Annotated in this window: 14 protein-coding genes; 8 read left to right on the top strand and 6 right to left on the bottom strand. The window is 54.1% G+C overall.

Annotation, left to right across the window (positions count from 1 at the left end; genetic code table 11):
- The first annotated feature begins 53 nt into the window (after nt 1-53).
- On the top strand, nt 54-860 hold the full coding sequence (locus tag QWY30_RS10190) for an enoyl-CoA hydratase-related protein (RefSeq protein ID WP_290240672.1): 807 nt from the start codon (nt 54-56) through the stop codon (nt 858-860).
- 13 nt (nt 861-873) lie between these two features.
- Here QWY30_RS10190 and QWY30_RS10195 read toward each other — a convergent pair whose 3' ends face one another.
- Nucleotides 874-2,115 (bottom strand): serine hydrolase domain-containing protein, encoded by a 1,242-nt coding sequence (locus QWY30_RS10195; RefSeq protein WP_290240674.1) that lies wholly within the window; start codon nt 2,113-2,115, stop codon nt 874-876.
- A 114-nt stretch (nt 2,116-2,229) separates the two neighbouring features.
- Here QWY30_RS10195 and QWY30_RS10200 point away from each other — a divergent pair, with 114 nt between their 5' ends.
- The gene (locus tag QWY30_RS10200; RefSeq protein ID WP_435433388.1) at nt 2,230-4,071 is read left to right on the top strand and encodes an ABCB family ABC transporter ATP-binding protein/permease; all 1,842 of its coding nucleotides are present in this window, start codon (nt 2,230-2,232) and stop codon (nt 4,069-4,071) included.
- A 13-nt stretch (nt 4,072-4,084) separates the two neighbouring features.
- On the opposite strand, the gene QWY30_RS10205 is transcribed toward QWY30_RS10200, so the two are convergent.
- Complete coding sequence (locus QWY30_RS10205; protein ID WP_290240675.1) at nt 4,085-4,924, bottom strand: nitroreductase family protein; 840 nt, start codon at nt 4,922-4,924, stop codon at nt 4,085-4,087.
- A gap of 79 nt (nt 4,925-5,003) precedes the next feature.
- Here QWY30_RS10205 and QWY30_RS10210 point away from each other — a divergent pair, with 79 nt between their 5' ends.
- Nucleotides 5,004-5,909 carry a DMT family transporter gene (locus QWY30_RS10210; protein WP_290240678.1) on the top strand — a complete coding sequence of 302 codons (906 nt, stop codon included), beginning with the start codon at nt 5,004-5,006 and terminating at the stop codon, nt 5,907-5,909.
- Between the two features lie 49 nt (nt 5,910-5,958).
- On the top strand, nt 5,959-6,894 hold the full coding sequence (locus QWY30_RS10215; protein WP_290240679.1) for a reductase: 936 nt from the start codon (nt 5,959-5,961) through the stop codon (nt 6,892-6,894).
- Here the strand turns inward: QWY30_RS10215 and QWY30_RS10220 are convergent.
- Entirely contained in the window at nt 6,882-7,862 is a 981-nt protein-coding gene (locus QWY30_RS10220) for a tripartite tricarboxylate transporter substrate-binding protein (RefSeq protein ID WP_290240682.1), read from the bottom strand. The genes QWY30_RS10215 and QWY30_RS10220 overlap by 13 nt on opposite strands.
- A gap of 140 nt (nt 7,863-8,002) precedes the next feature.
- Between QWY30_RS10220 and QWY30_RS10225 the strand changes: the two genes are divergently transcribed.
- Together QWY30_RS10225 and QWY30_RS10230 are read left to right on the top strand one after the other, a co-directional pair.
- A complete protein-coding gene (locus QWY30_RS10225; RefSeq protein ID WP_290240684.1) occupies nt 8,003-9,349 on the top strand; it encodes a class-II fumarase/aspartase family protein in 1,347 nt (448 codons plus the stop codon).
- A gap of 2 nt (nt 9,350-9,351) precedes the next feature.
- A complete protein-coding gene (locus QWY30_RS10230; RefSeq protein WP_435433394.1) occupies nt 9,352-10,860 on the top strand; it encodes a fumarate hydratase in 1,509 nt (502 codons plus the stop codon).
- Here QWY30_RS10230 and QWY30_RS10235 read toward each other — a convergent pair.
- Nucleotides 10,832-11,689, bottom strand: coding sequence for an LOG family protein (locus QWY30_RS10235; protein WP_290240688.1), 858 nt, complete (start codon nt 11,687-11,689; stop codon nt 10,832-10,834). The genes QWY30_RS10230 and QWY30_RS10235 overlap by 29 nt on opposite strands.
- A 73-nt stretch (nt 11,690-11,762) precedes the next feature.
- Between QWY30_RS10235 and QWY30_RS10240 the strand changes: the two genes are divergently transcribed.
- Together QWY30_RS10240 and QWY30_RS10245 are read left to right on the top strand one after the other, a co-directional pair.
- Complete coding sequence (locus QWY30_RS10240; RefSeq protein ID WP_290240690.1) at nt 11,763-12,608, top strand: fumarylacetoacetate hydrolase family protein; 846 nt, start codon at nt 11,763-11,765, stop codon at nt 12,606-12,608.
- Nucleotides 12,609-12,708: 100 nt separating this feature from the next.
- The gene (locus QWY30_RS10245; protein WP_290240743.1) at nt 12,709-14,550 is read left to right on the top strand and encodes a potassium transporter Kup; all 1,842 of its coding nucleotides are present in this window, start codon (nt 12,709-12,711) and stop codon (nt 14,548-14,550) included.
- A 45-nt stretch (nt 14,551-14,595) separates the two neighbouring features.
- Here the strand turns inward: QWY30_RS10245 and QWY30_RS10250 are convergent, their stop codons facing one another.
- The gene (locus tag QWY30_RS10250; RefSeq protein ID WP_290240692.1) at nt 14,596-15,447 is read right to left on the bottom strand and encodes a class I SAM-dependent methyltransferase; all 852 of its coding nucleotides are present in this window, start codon (nt 15,445-15,447) and stop codon (nt 14,596-14,598) included.
- Entirely contained in the window at nt 15,444-17,237 is a 1,794-nt protein-coding gene (locus QWY30_RS10255; RefSeq protein WP_290240694.1) for a glucan ABC transporter ATP-binding protein/ permease, read from the bottom strand. Before QWY30_RS10255 ends, QWY30_RS10250 begins: the two co-directional genes overlap by 4 nt.
- Nucleotides 17,238-17,242: the final 5 nt, after the last annotated feature.

The raw sequence follows: 17,242 nt of genomic DNA on the forward strand, positions 1-17,242 counted from the left end.
TATGCTGATCGACAGCTGGAAAATCACAACGAATCATCAAATAAGGGGAAACCATGACAAAAGAACTCGGAAAAGGGACTGTTTTGTGCGACGTCGACGCGCGTGGGGTTGTCACAGTGACGTTGAATCGTCCTCAAGTCAACAACGCCTACAACGGCGATATGATCGAAGGCTTGCATGAGGCGCTCGATCTGCTGGGTCCCAAGCCCGATGCTCGGGTCGTGGTGATTAAAGGCAATGGCCGACATTTTCAGGCGGGTGCTGATCTGGCCTGGATCTCCAGCGTGTCGCACACCTCGCCGGCTGAAAACGAACGGGTGTCGCGCCTGACCGCCGAAGCGGTTCGCCGTCTGGATATCGTGCCCATCCCGACTGTGGCGTTGATTCATGGTGGATGTTTCGGCGGCGGGACGGGCATTGCCTCAGTGTGCGACATCGTGGTGGCTGCCGACAACGCCGTTTTTGCCATTACTGAGGCGCGCTGGGGCTTGATCGCAGGAATTATTTTGCCGCAGCTTTGCCAGGCCATGGGCGTCAGAAACGTGCGGCGCTACGCCTTATCTTCAGAGCGTTTTGGCCCAGATGTGGCGTTGCGTATTGGTTTTGCGCACGAGGTCTGCAAGCTCGAGGAGCTTGAGGCGACGGGCGCACGTATTGTCGATGCCTTGCTCATGAATGCCCCGGGCGCTGTGTCAGCCACCAAGATGCGTACGATGGAAGTCGCCGGTTCCTTCCTGGATGATGCCCTATTCGACGACTTGATCAAGCAGCACTCGGATATGCGCCAGCAGTCTGAGGCGGCGGAAGGCACAGCGTCTTTCATCGAAAAACGCTTGCCGAAGTGGTATCCCGGTCAATAAGGGATTCACGGGGTCAAGTGGATTGAAGCGACTGAGAGACAAGCGACTGATAGACAGTCGTCTCGAAGTCTGTAAACAACTTGAGCGCGGATGTATCGACGAAAGGCAATATTTGCATCATCAGGACACCTGCGATCTGGCGAACGGGATCAATCCAGAAGTAGGCATTAGGCAAACCCGCCCAGGCCAGGCTGCCGGCGGATCGACCTGTGGGGGCTGTCGCTTCATTAATCATGAAGGTCAGCCCCCATGTTTTTTCGATGCCAGGAAAAAACTCGGCATCCAGGGACATATTTGGATTGACCGTATGCAGCATCTTGACGCGCAATGGGCCCATCGCATTCTTTGACATCAGAGCAACAGTTTCGGGCTTGAGGATTTGTTGGCCGTTGCCATACCCATCGTTGAGCATCATGCGGGTAAAACGCAGATAATCGCTTGCGGTGGAGTACATTCCGCCACCACCCGGGTCGACCTCGGGCTCTTGTGGGACTTCGAAATCCAGCAGACTCAGTGATTGATCAGCGGCATTGCGCAGGTGGACCTTGGCCACTCGCGCGCGCATGTCAGGTGTGATTTTGAAACCCGTGCTGTGCATCCCCAAGGGGCCGGTGATGTGTTTCTGCAGGTATTCACCTAAACGCATGCCAGTGACCGCTGAGATCGCAAGGCCAATCCAGTCAATGTTGATTCCGTACTCCCAACGCTCACCCGGATCGAAGGACAGGGGGATGTTGAGTGCGCTGCGTTGTCCGGATCCCGCGCGCGGGAGCTTATTGAGTTTAAGAAAGCGCGCCGAGTTTTCACTCCAGATATCCGAGGTAAAGCCGGCGGTGTGCGTCATGAGGTGGCGCAATGTGATGGGTGTTTTTGGCGCACGCAACAAAGGCTGTCCCTGCGCATCCCATCCCGTGATGACCTGGATCGCCTCGATATCGGGTAGCACGCGGGCGATTGGATCATCAAGCTTGAGTTTGCCCTGCTCAACAAGTTGCATGGCCGCCGCACCCACCAGGGGTTTGGTCATGGATGCAATCCACATGACCGTGTCCAGAGACATTGGCGCAGGTTGGCCTTGTGCGCGCAGACCAAAGGCGCCTTCGTAAAGCGTTTCTGAGGCATTTGTCACTGCGGCGGCAACGCCGGGGATTCTGCCCGATGACGTGGCTTCGTTCAGCACACTGTCAGCTCGAGCACTCAGGCGTTGGCGCTGCGTCTGGTTCAGCGAAGGGGTGACAGTTGTAGGTTGGTTCATCGTCGAGGCAGTGGAAAACAGTGGAAAAGCAAGAGTGCGGTGAAAGACATGTTAGGGATTTATACACGAAGGCCTAATCGAACGGTCAAGTTGTTTCGGCGATAGAATCTGAGCATGAGACATTCTGCCCGCCGTTCGACCGAATTTGTAAACGATCCGCATCGCCCGCAAGGCCCGCGTCAGCGCAGCGACTGGCGAATCATTGGCGACTTGCTCCCATACCTGATGCAGTACAAAGCGCGTGTGGCGCTTGCGATGGCCTGTTTGCTGGCCGCGAAATTTTCCAACCTGGGTATCCCGGTGATGCTCAAGCACATGGTGGATGCCCTGGATGTGCGCAACAATACGGCGGGTGCACTCTTGGTCGTACCGCTCGCGCTGATCATCGGTTACGGACTGCTTAGATTTGCTTCCTCACTGTTTACCGAACTGCGCGAGTTGTTTTTCGCGCGAGTCACGCAGCATGCTGTGAGACAGATTGCGCTCGAAGTATTTCAGCATTTGCATGCACTCTCGCTCAGATTCCATCTGGCCAGACAGACTGGGGGCGTGAGTCGGGATATTGAGCGCGGCACCCGCGCCATTCAGTCGCTGGTGTCGTATTCGCTCTACAGCATCGTTCCCACGCTACTCGAGTTTTTGCTGGTGCTGGGGTATTTTGCCTACAACTACGATATCTGGTTTGCTGGGATCACGCTGGGTGCGTTGATCATCTATATCGTCTTTACGATTTATGTCACCGAGTGGCGCACTCACTTGCGCCGGACAATGAACGATATGGATTCTCGGGCCAATCAGAAAGCCATCGATTCGTTACTCAACTTTGAAACAGTCAAGTATTTCGGAAACGAGGCTTTTGAGGCTAAACGTTACGACGAAAATCTGTTGCGCTATCAGGCCGCTGCAATCAAGTCTCAAAAATCATTATCGTTTTTGAATGTCGGTCAGCAGGCGATCATCGCCATTGGTCTGGTTTTGATTTTATGGCGCGCGACGCTGGGCGTCTCGGATGGTTCGATGACCTTGGGTGATCTCGTGTTGGTCAATACCTTGATGATTCAGCTCTACATTCCGCTGAATTTTCTCGGTGTGATTTATCGTGAAATCAAACAGTCCCTGACCGATCTGGATCGAATGTTTACTTTACTCGAGTCTGACCGCGAGATCGCGGACGCGCCGAATGCGCCCGCTTTGCGTATCGCGGATCAAAAGAACGGTCCCGAGGTCAGGTTTGAACATGTCTCGTTTCATTACGAACCAAACCGCGAAATTTTGCATGATGTGAGTTTTGTGATTCCTGCGGGCACGACGACCGCGGTGGTCGGGCGTAGCGGAGCGGGCAAAAGCACCTTGGCGCGTCTGTTGTTCCGCTTTTACGATGTGCAGCATGGACGTATTTTGCTGGACGGACAGGATCTGCGTGCCGTACAGCAAAGCAGTTTGCGGCAAGCCTTGGGGATCGTGCCTCAGGACACGGTTTTGTTCAACGACACGATTGGCTACAACATTGCCTATGGTCGTCCGGGTGCGACTGAACAAGAGGTCCAGGCTGCAGCGCGTGCCGCTCAGATGGATCAGTTTATCGAGCATCTGCCAGAGGGTTACAAGACTCAGGTGGGTGAGCGCGGCCTCAAACTTTCTGGCGGGGAAAAGCAGCGCGTCGCGATCGCGCGCACTTTACTGAAAAAACCTGCCATGCTGATTTTTGATGAGGCGACTTCTGCACTTGATTCGAAGACTGAGCGGGCGCTACAGGACGAATTATCGAGTCTGGCGCGAAACCATACGACGCTGATTATTGCCCACCGCTTATCGACGATTGTCCACGCCGACCAGATCCTGGTGATGGATCAAGGTCGTGTGATCGAGCGCGGCACGCATCAGGATTTGATCGCTGCGAACGGCGCGTACGCGCAAATGTGGCAGATGCAGAAAAGAGAAGAAGGAGAGGGCTGATGCCCTCCCTCAGTTAGCGCATATCAAAGCCGAGTTTTTTCAGCGCATCAACGAGTAGGTCGCGTCCGGCCATTGCCTCTGGACCGCGCACGCGGTGCAGGGATTGGATATGCCATGGACCAAGCGGCTTCATCGACTGTTCAGCGTAAAACTTTTCCATGGTCGCGTTGTAGGCATCCACCGCTTCTTTGTGCGCGGTTGGGTGATAGGTTTCTTTGTGGAGCACGGCGCGTTGTGGCAGGCGTGGCTTGACAACATTTTTGGCCGTGGCGGCTGGGTCGATATGACCCACGCACATGCCAAAAGTCGCAAAGCTCATGGGAGGTAAACCCAGCTCTTTGGCCACGTCCAGAGGTTTGTTGCGGATGCCTCCAATGTAGACAATGCCAAGATCAAGCGATTCAGCAGCAATCGCTGCATTCTGGGCAGCCAAGGCGGCATCGATCGTACCCATCAGCAGCATTTCCATGTAGTTCAGGCTTTCATGCTCGAGCTTGTGTTCGTCGCCAAGCGCTTTCAGGCGAGCGAGGTCGGCAATCCACACCAGAAAAAGAGGACAGGCATTGATCCACTTTTGATTGCCGGCCATCGCGGCGAGGCGATCTTTGCGACCCTGATCTTCAACGGCCACTACGCTCCAGGTTTGCAGGTTGGAGGATGTCGAGGCTGACTGGGCTGCGGCAACAAGAAGCTCGGCTGTGTTGGGCGCAAGAGGCTCATTGGTGAAGCCGCGTACGGACTTGTGCTGAAAGATTGTTTCGAGGGTCGGGTTTAAAACATCAAGGACTTGAGGGCCTTGTCCATAGCGTGCTTTGAGAAGCGTGTCGAGGTCTTTTGTTGTTTGGGTGCTCATTTTTTTGGCGATCCGTCATATCGTAAAGATGGCATAGCATACATTGGGTTACAGTCAACGCCAAAATATCGAGGAACACATGTTGACATTAGTTGAGCAAAAGAACCGTCGACGCGCGATTTTTCTGTTGGTGCTACTGGTGCTTTCCTGGGGCTTTAACTGGATTTTTGCCAAGATGACCTTAGAGTATGTCAGCCCTGTGTGGGTGACAACGCTGAGACTCTTGCCTGCGTGTGCGCTTTTCTTTGCGTTGTGCTTGGCGACCGGGCGCGTTCGCGTTCCGGTCAAAGCAGATCTGCCAGTGGTGTTCAGTATCGGTTTGCTGCACATGGTGGGCTTCTCGGTATTGGTCAGTATCGGCTTGCAATACCTCCCTGCCGGCAAGTCGATCGTCTTGGCCTACACCTCGCCACTCTGGGTCGTTCCCGCTGCCTGGTTTTTTCTCCGCGAACCCCTAACCGTCAGAAGACTGCTTGGGTTGCTGATCGGGCTCTCGGGTGTCGTGCTGATCATGCAGCCCGGACAAATGGACTGGAGTGACCCGAACATCGTGCTCGGTCATGTTTTCATGTTGACCGGCGCACTTTGCTGGGCGATTTCAATTGTGTATGGACGCGTTCATAAATGGGTGACACCTCCTTTTTCCTTGCTGCCTTGGCAAATGCTCGTTGGGGGCGTGGTGCAGCTGGTGCTGGCTTTGGTGATCGAAGGAATTCCGCATATCAACTGGACGCTTGAGCTCTGGCTGCTGCTTGGTTTTAATTGCTTGATAGGCAACGGGCTGGCTTACTGGATGATGAATCTGGTTAGCCGGGATTTGCCCGCAGGCGTGGTTTCGATGGGATTGTTGGGTGTGCCTGTGATCGGTTTGGTTTGTTCCAGCTTGTTTTTAGGTGAAACTCTTGGCTTGCCCCTGGTGATTGCTGCGGTACTGATCATCTTAGGAATCGTGCTCGGTACGGTAGCTGGACATAAAAAGCAGTAAAGTCAAAGAGACCCTCGCTTTGTCATCGTCATCCAAGGAATGTGAAAAGATGAGTCAAATAGAAACAGATCTCGGTTTTGCCTCTGACGAGGATGTCCCGATTCCCTACATGACGCGCACGCGTGACTGGTATCTTGCGTTGGGCTATGGCAATCCTTATCGCTGGGCGCATTACGCCGAAGTACCCTTTACGCCACTTGCCAAACCGCTCGCTGAAATGACTGTCGCGTTATTGACCACGGCATCACCCTACGACCCTTCCAAGGGTGAGCAGGGTGTTGGCGCGCCCTACAACGCCGAGGCAAAGTTTTACAAGGTTTATTCTGGTGACGTGACGATCGATCATGATGTGCGGATTTCCCACGTGGCGATCGATCGCAAGAACACCACCATGGAAGACAGCAACACCTGGTTTCCTCTGCCCGCGATGAGAGCGGCTGCGGCAGCGCGACGGATCGGTCGTCTGGCTCCGCGTTTTCATGGGATCCCCACCAACCGCAGTCAGCGTCATACGATTGAAGTGGATTGCCCTGAGGTACTCAGACGTTGCAAGGAGGATGGTGTCGAGGCGGCAGTGCTCGTACCCAATTGTCCGGTTTGTCATCAGACGCTGAGTCTCGTATCCCGATATCTTGAATCAGCAGGTATCCCGACGATACTGCTCGCATGCGCCAAGGACATTGTCGAACACTGCGGAGTGCCGCGTGTGATGTTTAGTGATTTTCCATTGGGCAATGCCGCAGGTAAACCGAATGACCCCGCTTCGCAGGCCGCAACGCTCGAACTGGCATTTCGAACCCTCGAGACGGCACCTGCGGCGCGTACGACGGTTCAGTCCCCTCAGCGCTGGAGCTCGTCACATGCGTGGAAACAGGATTATTCAAATGTCGCTCGAGTGAGCGCAGAAGAATTGGCCCGGTTGCGTTCTGAGAACGACCGGGCCAAAGAAGCTGCGAAAGCGCTACGTGCGAATCAGTTAGCCTGAACGCCGGCGTTTTTCAGCAAGGGACCAAGCGTATCGATTTCCTTTTTCAGATGCTCGGCAAGTTTTGCGGGCGTTGCCAGGTCAGGCGTGACAGGCGAGGTGCCCATGTTTTCCAGACGCGCCTTGACATCAGGATCCAGTACGGCTTTGGCCAACGAAGCGGACAGTTTGTCGATCACGGGCTTGGGTGTGCCCTTAGGGGCATAGATTCCAAACCAAATGCTCAGATCAAAGCCTTTGACGCCTGCTTCGCTGATTGCTGGCAGGTCAGGTAAGGAGTCGATTCGTTGTGTGCCTGCAATTGCGTAGGCTTTGATGCGATTACCCTTGATATGACCCACGGTGCTGGTTGTCTGGTCGCACAAGATGTCGATCTGACCACCCATCAAGTCGTTCATAGCAGGTGCAGTTCCCTTGTAAGGAATGTTGTTGAGTTTGACGCCCAGCGCTTCCATAAACATCAGGCTGCACATATGCGAGGCAGAGCCGACGCCTGCGTTGCCAATACTGATTTTGTCCTGATTCTTTTTAACGTAGTCGACAAATTCTTTGGTGTTCGCTGGAGGAAAGTCCTTGCGCGCCACGACAACCATTGGACCCACCGTGGCTAACCCGACTGGCTCGAAATCCGTGACTGGGCTGTAGGACAGGTTTTTGATCAGCATCGGGTTGGTGGCATGACTGATATGCGTCATCAGAAGCGTATAGCCGTCAGGTGCCGAGCGTGCAACGCGCGCGGTCCCGATGCTGCCACTCGCGCCTGCGGGATTGTCAACGATGATTTGCTGACCGAGGTTCTTTTGCATTGCGGCTGCAAAGAGTCGGGTGATGGTATCGCCTGGACCGCCCGGCGCGTAAGGCATGACCATGGTGATGGTTTTATTGGGATAGTCTTGAGCGATCGCGGCAAAAGAGGCTGCGCTCATGACCAAAGACGCGCAGAGTGTGCGCAGTAATGCTTTTTTCATACTGTAAGTCTCCCGATTTACTTGAATCTCCGACCAATTAAGACCGAACCTTGAGATCGATCATACTATGGCGACGATTTGACGGAGCATAGGGGCAGCCCTAATATTTGCGCTTGCTAACTTACATTTTGAGTCCTTTCATGCCAATCTCAATGCTCGAATCCTCCATTTTCAAAGATATGTTCGGCACGGCAGCGATGCGTGAAGTGTTTGACGACACTGCCACGTTGCGCCGCTACACCGACACTGAAATCGCATTGGCAAAAGTTCAGGGCGAACTTGGAGTGATCCCGAAAGCGGCCGCAGCTGCGATTGTCGCGCGCGCCGATTCGAGCAAACTCGATATGGCCGAACTCAAGCGTGAAACAGAGATCGTGGGTTACCCGATTCTGCCTTTGGTCCATCAGATTTCAAAGATGTGCGGTCCCGAGGGCGAGTATCTGCATTGGGGCGCGACCACGCAAGACATCATGGATACTGCGACGGTGCTCCAGGTGCGTGATGGTCTGGCGATCATTGAAAAAGACCTGAATGAGCTCGATGCGATTCTGGATCAAATGTCATTGCAATACCGGGATGCGCCAATGGCGGGACGCACACACTTGCAGCACGCACTGCCGATTACTTTTGGCTATAAAGCGGCGGTCTGGTTGTTAATGGTGCGTCGCCACCGCGAGCGTTTGGCGCAACTCAAACCGCGTGTCTTGATCGGACAGTTTGGTGGCGCGGCAGGTACGCTCGCCTCATTGGGTGAGCAGGGACTCGCGGTCCAGGAAGCGCTGATGAAAGAGCTTGGCCTGGGCGCAGCCCCCGTGACTTGGCATGTTGCGCGAGACGGTCTGGTTGAAGCCATCCAGTTTTTAGCACTTGTCACGGGTTCTCTTGGCAAGATCGCGCTCGACATCATGTTGATGATGACCAACGAGCTTGGCGAGGCGTTTGAGCCTTTCGTCAAAGGCCGTGGCGCCTCGAGCACAATGCCACAAAAGCGCAATCCGATTTCCTGTGAGTTGATGCTCAGCGCTTCGAAAGCCGTGCGTCAACACGCCGGTCTGGCACTTGACGCAATGGTGCAAGACTTTGAGCGTGCGACAGGACCTTGGCATATCGAGTGGTCTGCGATTCCCGAGTCTTTTATTTTGACTGCGGGTGCGCTCAAGCAAGCTAAGTTCATGCTCGCGGGCCTCGAGGTCGATACCAAGCGGATGCTGAAAAATCTTGACTTGACCGGTGGCTTGATTGTCGCTGAAGCCGTCATGATGGGCTTGGCGCCCTACATTGGTCGCCAGACAGCGCATGATGTGGTGTATGACGCATGCAGGGCTGCTTCGATACAGGGTAAAAAACTCGCCGACGTCCTCTACCAGGACAAGGCCGTGAGCGAAAAACTCGATCGCGCCCAGATTGATCGTCTCTGCGATCCCGCCAATTATTTGGGAGCCGCACCACAGATGGTGGATCGCATGCGCGCCTGGAAGAAAAACTGATGGTGCGTGAGATTCATGCGCGGGACATCGTCACTAGCATTGCGGATGCATTGCAATATGTGAGTTACTACCATCCGGCTGATTTTGTTCAGGCCCTCAAGGCCGCTCATCAAAAAGAGAGCAGTGCGCCCGCTCGCAATGCGCTGCTGCAGTTGCTGGTGAACAGCAAACTCAGTGCCCAAGCCCAACGTCCTGTTTGCCAGGACACGGGTGTGGCACATGTTTTTTTCAAACTCGGGATGGACGTCCGCATTGTTGCGCCTGAGCGCTCCAGCACGCCGAGTTTGCAAGCACTGGCGAATGAGGGCGTCGCTCAGGCCTATATGTTCGCCGAGAATCCGTTGCGCGCTTCGATGATTCGCGACCCTCTCGGGCAGCGTAAAAATACAGGCGACAACACACCGGCAATCGTGCATGTCGAGTTAGTCGAGGGCGATCGCCTTGAGATCATCGCTGTCGCTAAAGGCGGCGGTGGCGATGTTAAAGCGCGTTATGCCATGCTCAACCCAAGTGATTCGATCGCGGACTGGGTGGTCAGTCAGCTACCCGGCATGGGTGCAGGCTGGTGTCCGCCTGGAGTGCTGGGGCTTGGAGTTGGCGGCACGCCTGAGCAGGCCATGCTGATGGCCAAGCGCGCATTGTTCGCACCGATCGATATTCAGTCGATAAGAGACAAGTCTGCGCACGATGCAGTCGAAAAGCTTCGCCTCGAGGTATTTGACCGTGTCAACGCTCTGGGTATTGGTGCGCAAGGCCTAGGCGGAGATTCCACGATCCTGGATGTCAAAATCGAGACTGCTCCGTCGCATGCGGCGTTATTGCCTGTCGCGCTCATGCCGAATTGCGCGGCGACGCGTTTTATTTCGTTTTCTCTCGATGGCTCGGGTCCGGCATCATTTGCTCCGCCTGATCCCTCTGTGTGGGAAGGGATTCCTGGTGCCATGCCGACCACCGATGGCCGACGTGTAAATCTGGATACGTTGACGCATGAAGAAGTGCGGAGTTGGAAAGCTGGCGAGTTGCTCTTGCTATCCGGTAAGCTCTTGACCGGTCGGGATGCCGCGCATAAACGCATGGTCGATACGCTCGCGCGTGGTGAGGCGTTACCCGTGCCTTTGAAAAATCGTGCCATTTACTACGTCGGCCCAGTTGATCCGGTCAAAGGAGAGGCGGTTGGGCCCGCCGGCCCAACGACGTCAACGCGAATGGATAAATTCATGCCTGTCTTGCTCGAACAAACGGGTCTGCTTGTGTCCGTTGGCAAGGCTGAGCGAGGACCCGTTGCGATCGAAGCGATCAAGAAAGCCGGTGCCGCATACCTGGTCGCTGTGGGCGGGGCTGCTTATCTCGTATCCAAAGCGATCGAGTCGGCTCGTATCTTGGCCTATGAGGATCTTGGTATGGAAGCAATCTATGAATTTGTGGTGCGCGATATGCCGGTGACAGTCGGTGTTGACGCCCGCGGTCAGACCATTCACTGGATCAGCTCAGCTCGTACCAGTCGCGAATAGCGCTCCACGCCTCTTGAGCAGTTTCGACGATCTTGACGATGTTGAGGTCGTCATGTTCGATTAATCCGGACTCGATCAAAAGATCAAAGCGAATCATGCTGTTCCAAAAGGTATGACCCACTAACACGATGGGCATGGGGTCGACTTTTTTTGTTTGAACGAGTGTCAGGACCTCGAAGAGTTCATCGAACGAGCCAAAGCCTCCCGGAAACACAACAATGGCGCGCGCGCGAAGCATGAAGTGCATTTTGCGCAGGGCAAAGTAATGAAACCTGAAACAAAAATCGGGTGTGATGTAGGGGTTGGGAACTTGTTCGCGAGGCAGGCTGATGTTCAGGCCTATCGATACATCGCCAGCTTCTGAGGCACCCCGGTTGGCCGCCTCCATGATGCCGGGTCCGCCTCCCGTGCAGATATGCAAGCGAAAATTTTTGGCGGCCTGATGACGATTGTATTCACCCACCAAGCGTCCAAAGTCTCGCGCTGACTCGTAATGCACACAAGTGTTGAGCGCGATTTTCGCTTTGGCACGCTCTGCATCGCTCGTCGCGGTTTTTTCTTTCAATAGCGCATCCTCACGGCTGACAAAGCGCGCGGAGCCGAATACAACGATCGTGTGATCGATCCCGTGCTCTCTCAGAATTAAATCTGGTTTGAGGAGTTCGAGTTGAAAACGGATGCCGCGGACCTCCGGACTATTGAGAAAGTCTTGATCCGCAAAGGCAAGCTTGTAAGCAGTGCCTTTTTCAGAAGGTGAAAACTTTTCTTCGAGTTCAACAGTCAGTTCGCCGGCGGTTTTGGCGTTATCAATGGGTAGTTTGGGTGTCATGCAGGTACCTGATGGAAGTTTCTAGCCTAATATATTCCAAAAGCACAGAATCGATTCTCATAAGGACACAAGCATGAAGTTGGTCAGTTATATCCATCAAGGCAAGAATACCTACGGCGTTTTGCTTCCCGACGGCGGGATTGTGGATCTAGCGTCCCGTATCGGGCATGAGTACCCCACGCTTTTGGAGCTGGTACGGAAAAACGGTTATGCGGCTGCTCAGCAAGTCCTCAACAATGCGAAGAGTGGCGATGTAAGAGAGTCGGATATCCGTTATTTGCCCCTTTTCCTTGAGCCTGTCACGATTCATTGTGTGGGTTTGAATTACGCCGCGCATGCGGCCGAGGCGGGTCACAAGCTCCCAGAATTTCCCCGGACTTTTGTCAAAATACCCGCCGCACTCGTCGCGCACAATGAGGACTTTGACAAGCCGACGCTTTCCCCGGAGTTTGATTTTGAAGGGGAAATCGCCGTGGTCATCAGCCAGACCGCTCGCAAGGTCAAAGCCGAAGATGCTGCAAAATACATCGCAGGCTATACCTGTTTCATGGACGGTTCTGTGCGTGATTATCAATTTCAGCGCACCCTCGATCAAGGCAAAAACTTTTACCGCTCCAGCTCGATCGGCCCCGCGCTCGTGACGCCCGACGAGGTGGGTGTGCTAGATCATTTGACGCTGACGACGATCGTGTCGGGTGAAACCATGCAGCACACAGCCTTCGACAACATGATCTTCACGATTCCGAAATTGATTGAGTACATTTCGGACTTTACAGAGCTCCACGCAGGGGATGTGATTGCCACGGGTACTCCGGAAGGGGTGGGTTTTAGCCGCACCCCGCCCAGATTTCTGCAAAAGGGGGATGTTGTCGAGGTCATCATTGATAAAATAGGAACATTGTGTAACAAGGTTTCTTAGCAAAATGACTATTAGCGATCCACAGTACTCACAGTCAAGCATCCTCGAACCGGTTGCACTGACTGCGGGTCCGGTGGGACACGGCTCGACACAGGCCTTGATGCTTGCGGCCATCGGCGTAGTGTTCGGCGATATTGGCACGAGCCCTCTCTACGCGTTGAAAGAATGTTTTAGCCCTGAGCACGGGATTCCCTATTCGCCAGAGGCTGTGTTCGGTATTTTGTCGATGCTGTTTTGGGCAGTGTTGTTGATCGTGACACTCAAATATGTCGTGATCGTGATGCGCGCGGACAACCGGGGCGAGGGTGGGGTCTTGTCACTGATGGCCTTGGCGATGCGCTCACTCAAAGGCAAAGGCAAGCCTCATCTGGCGGTGATGATGCTCGGTATGTTCGGGGCATGCATGCTGGTGGGCGAGTCAGTGATCACTCCGGCGATTTCTGTCTTGTCGGCTGTTGAGGGTCTGGAGATCATCACGCCGGAACTCAAAAGTTTCATCATTCCGATCACACTGACCATTCTGGTTGTTTTGTTTGTGATTCAAAAGCATGGCACTGCCGCAGTCGGCAAGCTGTTCGGGCCGATCACACTACTCTGGTTTCTGACCTTGGCTGCCCTGGGTGTACTCAACATTCTCAAGCAGCCAGATATTTTCATGGCGATTAATCCCATGTATGCGATCGACTTCATTTATGCGCATACATTTTTAGCGTTTATCGTGCTGGGTTCAGTTGTGCTGGTTGTCACGGGTGTCGAGGCACTCTATCTGGACATGGGGCATTTTGGTAAAAAACCTGTGCGCTATGCCTGGTTGTTCGTGGTGATGCCGAGTCTGTTGTTGTGCTATTTCGGTCAGGGCGCCTTGCTCATGACGGATCCTGACGCGATCCGCAACCCTTTTTATCTGATGGCGCCAAGCTGGGCGCTGATTCCTCTGGTGGTGCTGGCAACTTGCGCGACTGTGATTGCCTCTCAAGCGGTGATCTCTGGCGCGTACTCTCTCGCGAATCAGGCGACTCTGCTGGGATTTTTGCCTCGCATGAGTATCAATCACACTTCCGAAGCTGAGCGTGGCCAGATTTACATTCCGGTTGTGAACTGGGCATTATTGGTCATGGTGTTGTTCACGGTGATCGAGTTCAGAGAGTCGAGCAACCTGGCGGCAGCCTACGGGATTTCGGTCACGACAACGATGCTGATTACAACGTTGTTGGTGGCTGTGGTGATGATTCGCGAGTGGAAACTGAATCCGCTACTGGTCGCGGTATTTTTAGTAGTGTTTTTGTTGATTGATGTGTCTTTTTGGGCGGCAAACCTCATCAAGGTCAAGGATGGCGGGTGGTACCCACTTTTCCTGGGTCTCGCTTGCTTTACCTGCTTGATGACCTGGTATACCGGTCGACGTCTGCTCCGGGAAAAACTGATTGATGGCTCGATTCCCTTGGCGGATTTTGTCACCAGCATTCTGGCGTACCCGCCTCACCGGGTGGACGGTACAGCTGTATTTTTGACTGCGCACGTCGACCATACTCCCTCGACAATGTTGCACAATCTCAAACACAACAAGGTTTTGCATAAGCGTGTGTTTTTCATCAAGTTAAGCACTTGGGATGTCCCGTATGTGAATGATGATGAAAGGCTGCAGCTCAAAGAGCTTGGCAAAGACATTTATGTCGTGCGCGCGGTGCATGGTTTTAAAGAAACACCCGACATCAATTCCGTGCTGGCCCTGATTACAGCCAAGCATGGGCTCGAGTTTGACGAGATGGACACTTCGTTCTTTCTGGCGCGCGATACGATTGTGCCAAGCAAGCTGCCTGGTATGGCGCTCTGGCGTGAAAAGCTATTTTCCTGGATGTATCAGAACGCAGCCAAACCTTCGGATTTTTTCCAAATCCCACCTAACCGCGTCGTAGAACTTGGCGCGAAGATAGAGATCTAAGTTCGACGCCTGTCATGTTTACCGTGACAGGCAAGGGTCATATGTTTAAAACTGGCGAGGGCGTGCATACAAATCCGTGTGGCCGATCTCGCATGTCTCTGCCTGGACTCTTTTCAGCTTCCAAGCGTTGACGGTTTCAACGGATACCAGCCCCGTTTCCAATACCGCTCCCGCACTGCCGAGTGCAAGTTGCTCGATCAGCAGACGGTCCTTGCTATCGAGTTTCCAGGGACTCTGGGCTGTGGAAACCGCAAAGCCGCGAGTCTCCAGCAGCTTTTGCATGACGAGTGCTGCGGTAGGTCCCGCCGCTGCGCCAAAACCTTTGTCAGTCTGTTGATGTGCGTGAAAAGCGTTGAGCATCTCGGCATCTGTTGGTTCTGAGGGACGCCAGGTTTCTTGTCCGTTATAGGTCAGCACCGTATAGAGCGGCTTGGAAAGCAAATGACAAAATTTTTCCAGCCAGCCAACTGCCACGAGGTCAAAAAACGCGGCGGCTGTGATCAAGTCCGCAGGCTTTTCAAGCACGGCTTGAATATTGCTGGAGAGATCTTCACAGAGAAAATCAACCGAGATGTGTTTGTTGTGTTTGATCAGAGAGAGCGTCGTATTGTCCGAGCGCACTTCATCGGCCCATTGCAGTAGTGCGATGCGAGCAGCGTCGAGTAACGCTGGGTCATAATCGACGAGAGTCCAGTGCTGGTGGTCGGGTAGGTGAGCAGCCAAGGCGCGCAGGTTTGAACCAGAGCCAGACCCGAGATCCACTAGTTTGATCACACCAGGGCGAGCCCGCGCAAGATGTTCGAGATCCTGTACGACCCGTTCGCGCAAGGAAATGTCGCGGGCGCGATGATCTGCGGGTTCACGAAGTGCGAGCCATTGTGCGGAAAAACCTGTCATCTCTGTTCCATTGTTTGATGAGTTTGTGACGGCTGTTCAACGGGCGCATTGAATTGCTGTTTCACGATTTCGGTGAAGCGTCCACCTTGTGCGTAAAGCGCGTCAAAAGTGCCGGCTTCGATCACCTGTCCTGCATCCATCACAAGAATCATATCGGCTTGTCTGATGGTGCTGAGGCGGTGAGCAATCACCAGTGTGCTGCGTTGACGCGTGACTTCGTCCATTGCTTTGAGCAGGCTTGTTTCGGTCGTACTGTCGAGTGCGCTTGTCGCCTCGTCCAAAATCAGCATCGGCGGGTCTTTCAAGAGGACACGAGCGATCGAAAGTCGTTGACGTTCGCCACCGGAGAGACTGCGGCCACGTTCACCGATGATGGTGTCAAAACCTTCCGGCTGTCTGAGGATAAAGTCCAGCGCCTGGGCTCGCGCGCAAGCTTCGCGCATGTCCGCCTCGGTGGCCTCTGGAGAGCCTACCCGAAGATTCTCCGCAATCGAGCGGTTGAACAACAGAGGCTCCTGAAACACGACACCGATATTTCGACGCAACGCAGTCAATTGAAATTCCCGTATGTTGCGACCGTCGATCGTGATCGCGCCTGATTGCGGATCAAAGGCGCGATAAAGCAGGCTGAGTGCCGTCGACTTGCCGGCACCTGACGTGCCCACCAGGGCCAGTGTTTGTCCGGGCGCAACCGAAAAGCTCAAGTTTTGTACGGCAGGTCTTTTGCCATCGTAGGAGAACGTGACGTGATGAAACTCGATATGACCCTGGCAGCGACCAGGATCAATCGCGTGAGGCAAGTCTTGAATTTCGGGGTCGGTATCGAGCACTCCGAAAAACTCTTTCAGACGAGGTGCGTCCATGGCGAGCTTGTTCGCAAATGCCACGATCTGTTCGAGTCGACCAATCACCATTCCGGCAAACGCGATGAAGGTCACGATCTCACCAATGGTGATCAGAGACTTGGTGTAGAGCCAGGCACCCAGAATGACGATGCATAAAATGCTCAGCGTCGTGGCGGAGCGTGTGAGAACCGTCACGATTGCCCACCAGGACAATACAGGTAACTGGGCGCCGAGTACGCGCTGACTGATGTTGCGCAGGGCGTTGACCTCGGTCTGGATGCGCGAGAAACTTTGGACAAGAGCAATATTGCCAAGCGTGTCCGAGGCGAGTTCTGCCAAGTCCGAATGATGGCTTTCGACTTGCTGTTGCAGTTTTTGGGTTTTACGCAAAATGAAATTGGTCAGTATTCCAAAAAGCAAACACAAGACAATCAGCACTAGAGCAAGTCGCCAATTGATATAGAGCGCAAGAGGGACCAGCACCACTAGGGAAACGAACGCGGCCAGATGTTCGCGAAAAAAACTCAGCCACAACCACCACAGCGTGTCAGTCCCTTGCAGCATGATTTTCATCAGTCGGCCAGAATGCGTGCGGGACTGTTGAGCGAGTGGCAGGTGCAGGACGTGTTCGAAATATTCACCAAAGACGGCGTGGCGGCGTCTATGTGCCAGGCGATCGGAAAAAAGCGCCACAAGTGTCGAGCACAGGATTGTGAACAAACCAAAACCCGTCCAGAGCAAAAGCAAGGGCCAGACTCCTGCCCAGATCGCTGCAGGCTGATCGCTGGGGATTTTGGACAGCGTATCGATCACGCGTCCAAATAGCACAGGCTCAGCGAACAGTGCCATCGCCAGCGCAACGTTGGCAAACGCCAACATCCAGCCGAGTCGGCGATCCGAACCCAGTTTGTCGAGCACGCGCAGATAGAGACGAAGAAATTTCATATGTG

This window comes from Zwartia panacis (assembly GCF_030410395.1).
Classification (GTDB): domain Bacteria; phylum Pseudomonadota; class Gammaproteobacteria; order Burkholderiales; family Burkholderiaceae_B; genus Zwartia; species Zwartia panacis.

Coding starts and splice junctions, on each gene's coding strand:
- QWY30_RS10220 (WP_290240682.1), bottom strand. CDS start 7,862: ATGAAAAAAGCATTACTGCGCACACTCTGCGCGTCTTTGGTCATGAGC.
- QWY30_RS10200 (WP_435433388.1), top strand. CDS start 2,230: ATGAGACATTCTGCCCGCCGTTCGACCGAATTTGTAAACGATCCGCAT.
- QWY30_RS10235 (WP_290240688.1), bottom strand. CDS start 11,689: ATGACACCCAAACTACCCATTGATAACGCCAAAACCGCCGGCGAACTG.
- QWY30_RS10240 (WP_290240690.1), top strand. CDS start 11,763: ATGAAGTTGGTCAGTTATATCCATCAAGGCAAGAATACCTACGGCGTT.
- QWY30_RS10215 (WP_290240679.1), top strand. CDS start 5,959: ATGAGTCAAATAGAAACAGATCTCGGTTTTGCCTCTGACGAGGATGTC.
- QWY30_RS10190 (WP_290240672.1), top strand. CDS start 54: ATGACAAAAGAACTCGGAAAAGGGACTGTTTTGTGCGACGTCGACGCG.
- QWY30_RS10225 (WP_290240684.1), top strand. CDS start 8,003: ATGCCAATCTCAATGCTCGAATCCTCCATTTTCAAAGATATGTTCGGC.
- QWY30_RS10255 (WP_290240694.1), bottom strand. CDS start 17,237: ATGAAATTTCTTCGTCTCTATCTGCGCGTGCTCGACAAACTGGGTTCG.
- QWY30_RS10205 (WP_290240675.1), bottom strand. CDS start 4,924: ATGAGCACCCAAACAACAAAAGACCTCGACACGCTTCTCAAAGCACGC.
- QWY30_RS10250 (WP_290240692.1), bottom strand. CDS start 15,447: ATGACAGGTTTTTCCGCACAATGGCTCGCACTTCGTGAACCCGCAGAT.
- QWY30_RS10195 (WP_290240674.1), bottom strand. CDS start 2,115: ATGAACCAACCTACAACTGTCACCCCTTCGCTGAACCAGACGCAGCGC.
- QWY30_RS10245 (WP_290240743.1), top strand. CDS start 12,709: ATGCTTGCGGCCATCGGCGTAGTGTTCGGCGATATTGGCACGAGCCCT.
- QWY30_RS10210 (WP_290240678.1), top strand. CDS start 5,004: ATGTTGACATTAGTTGAGCAAAAGAACCGTCGACGCGCGATTTTTCTG.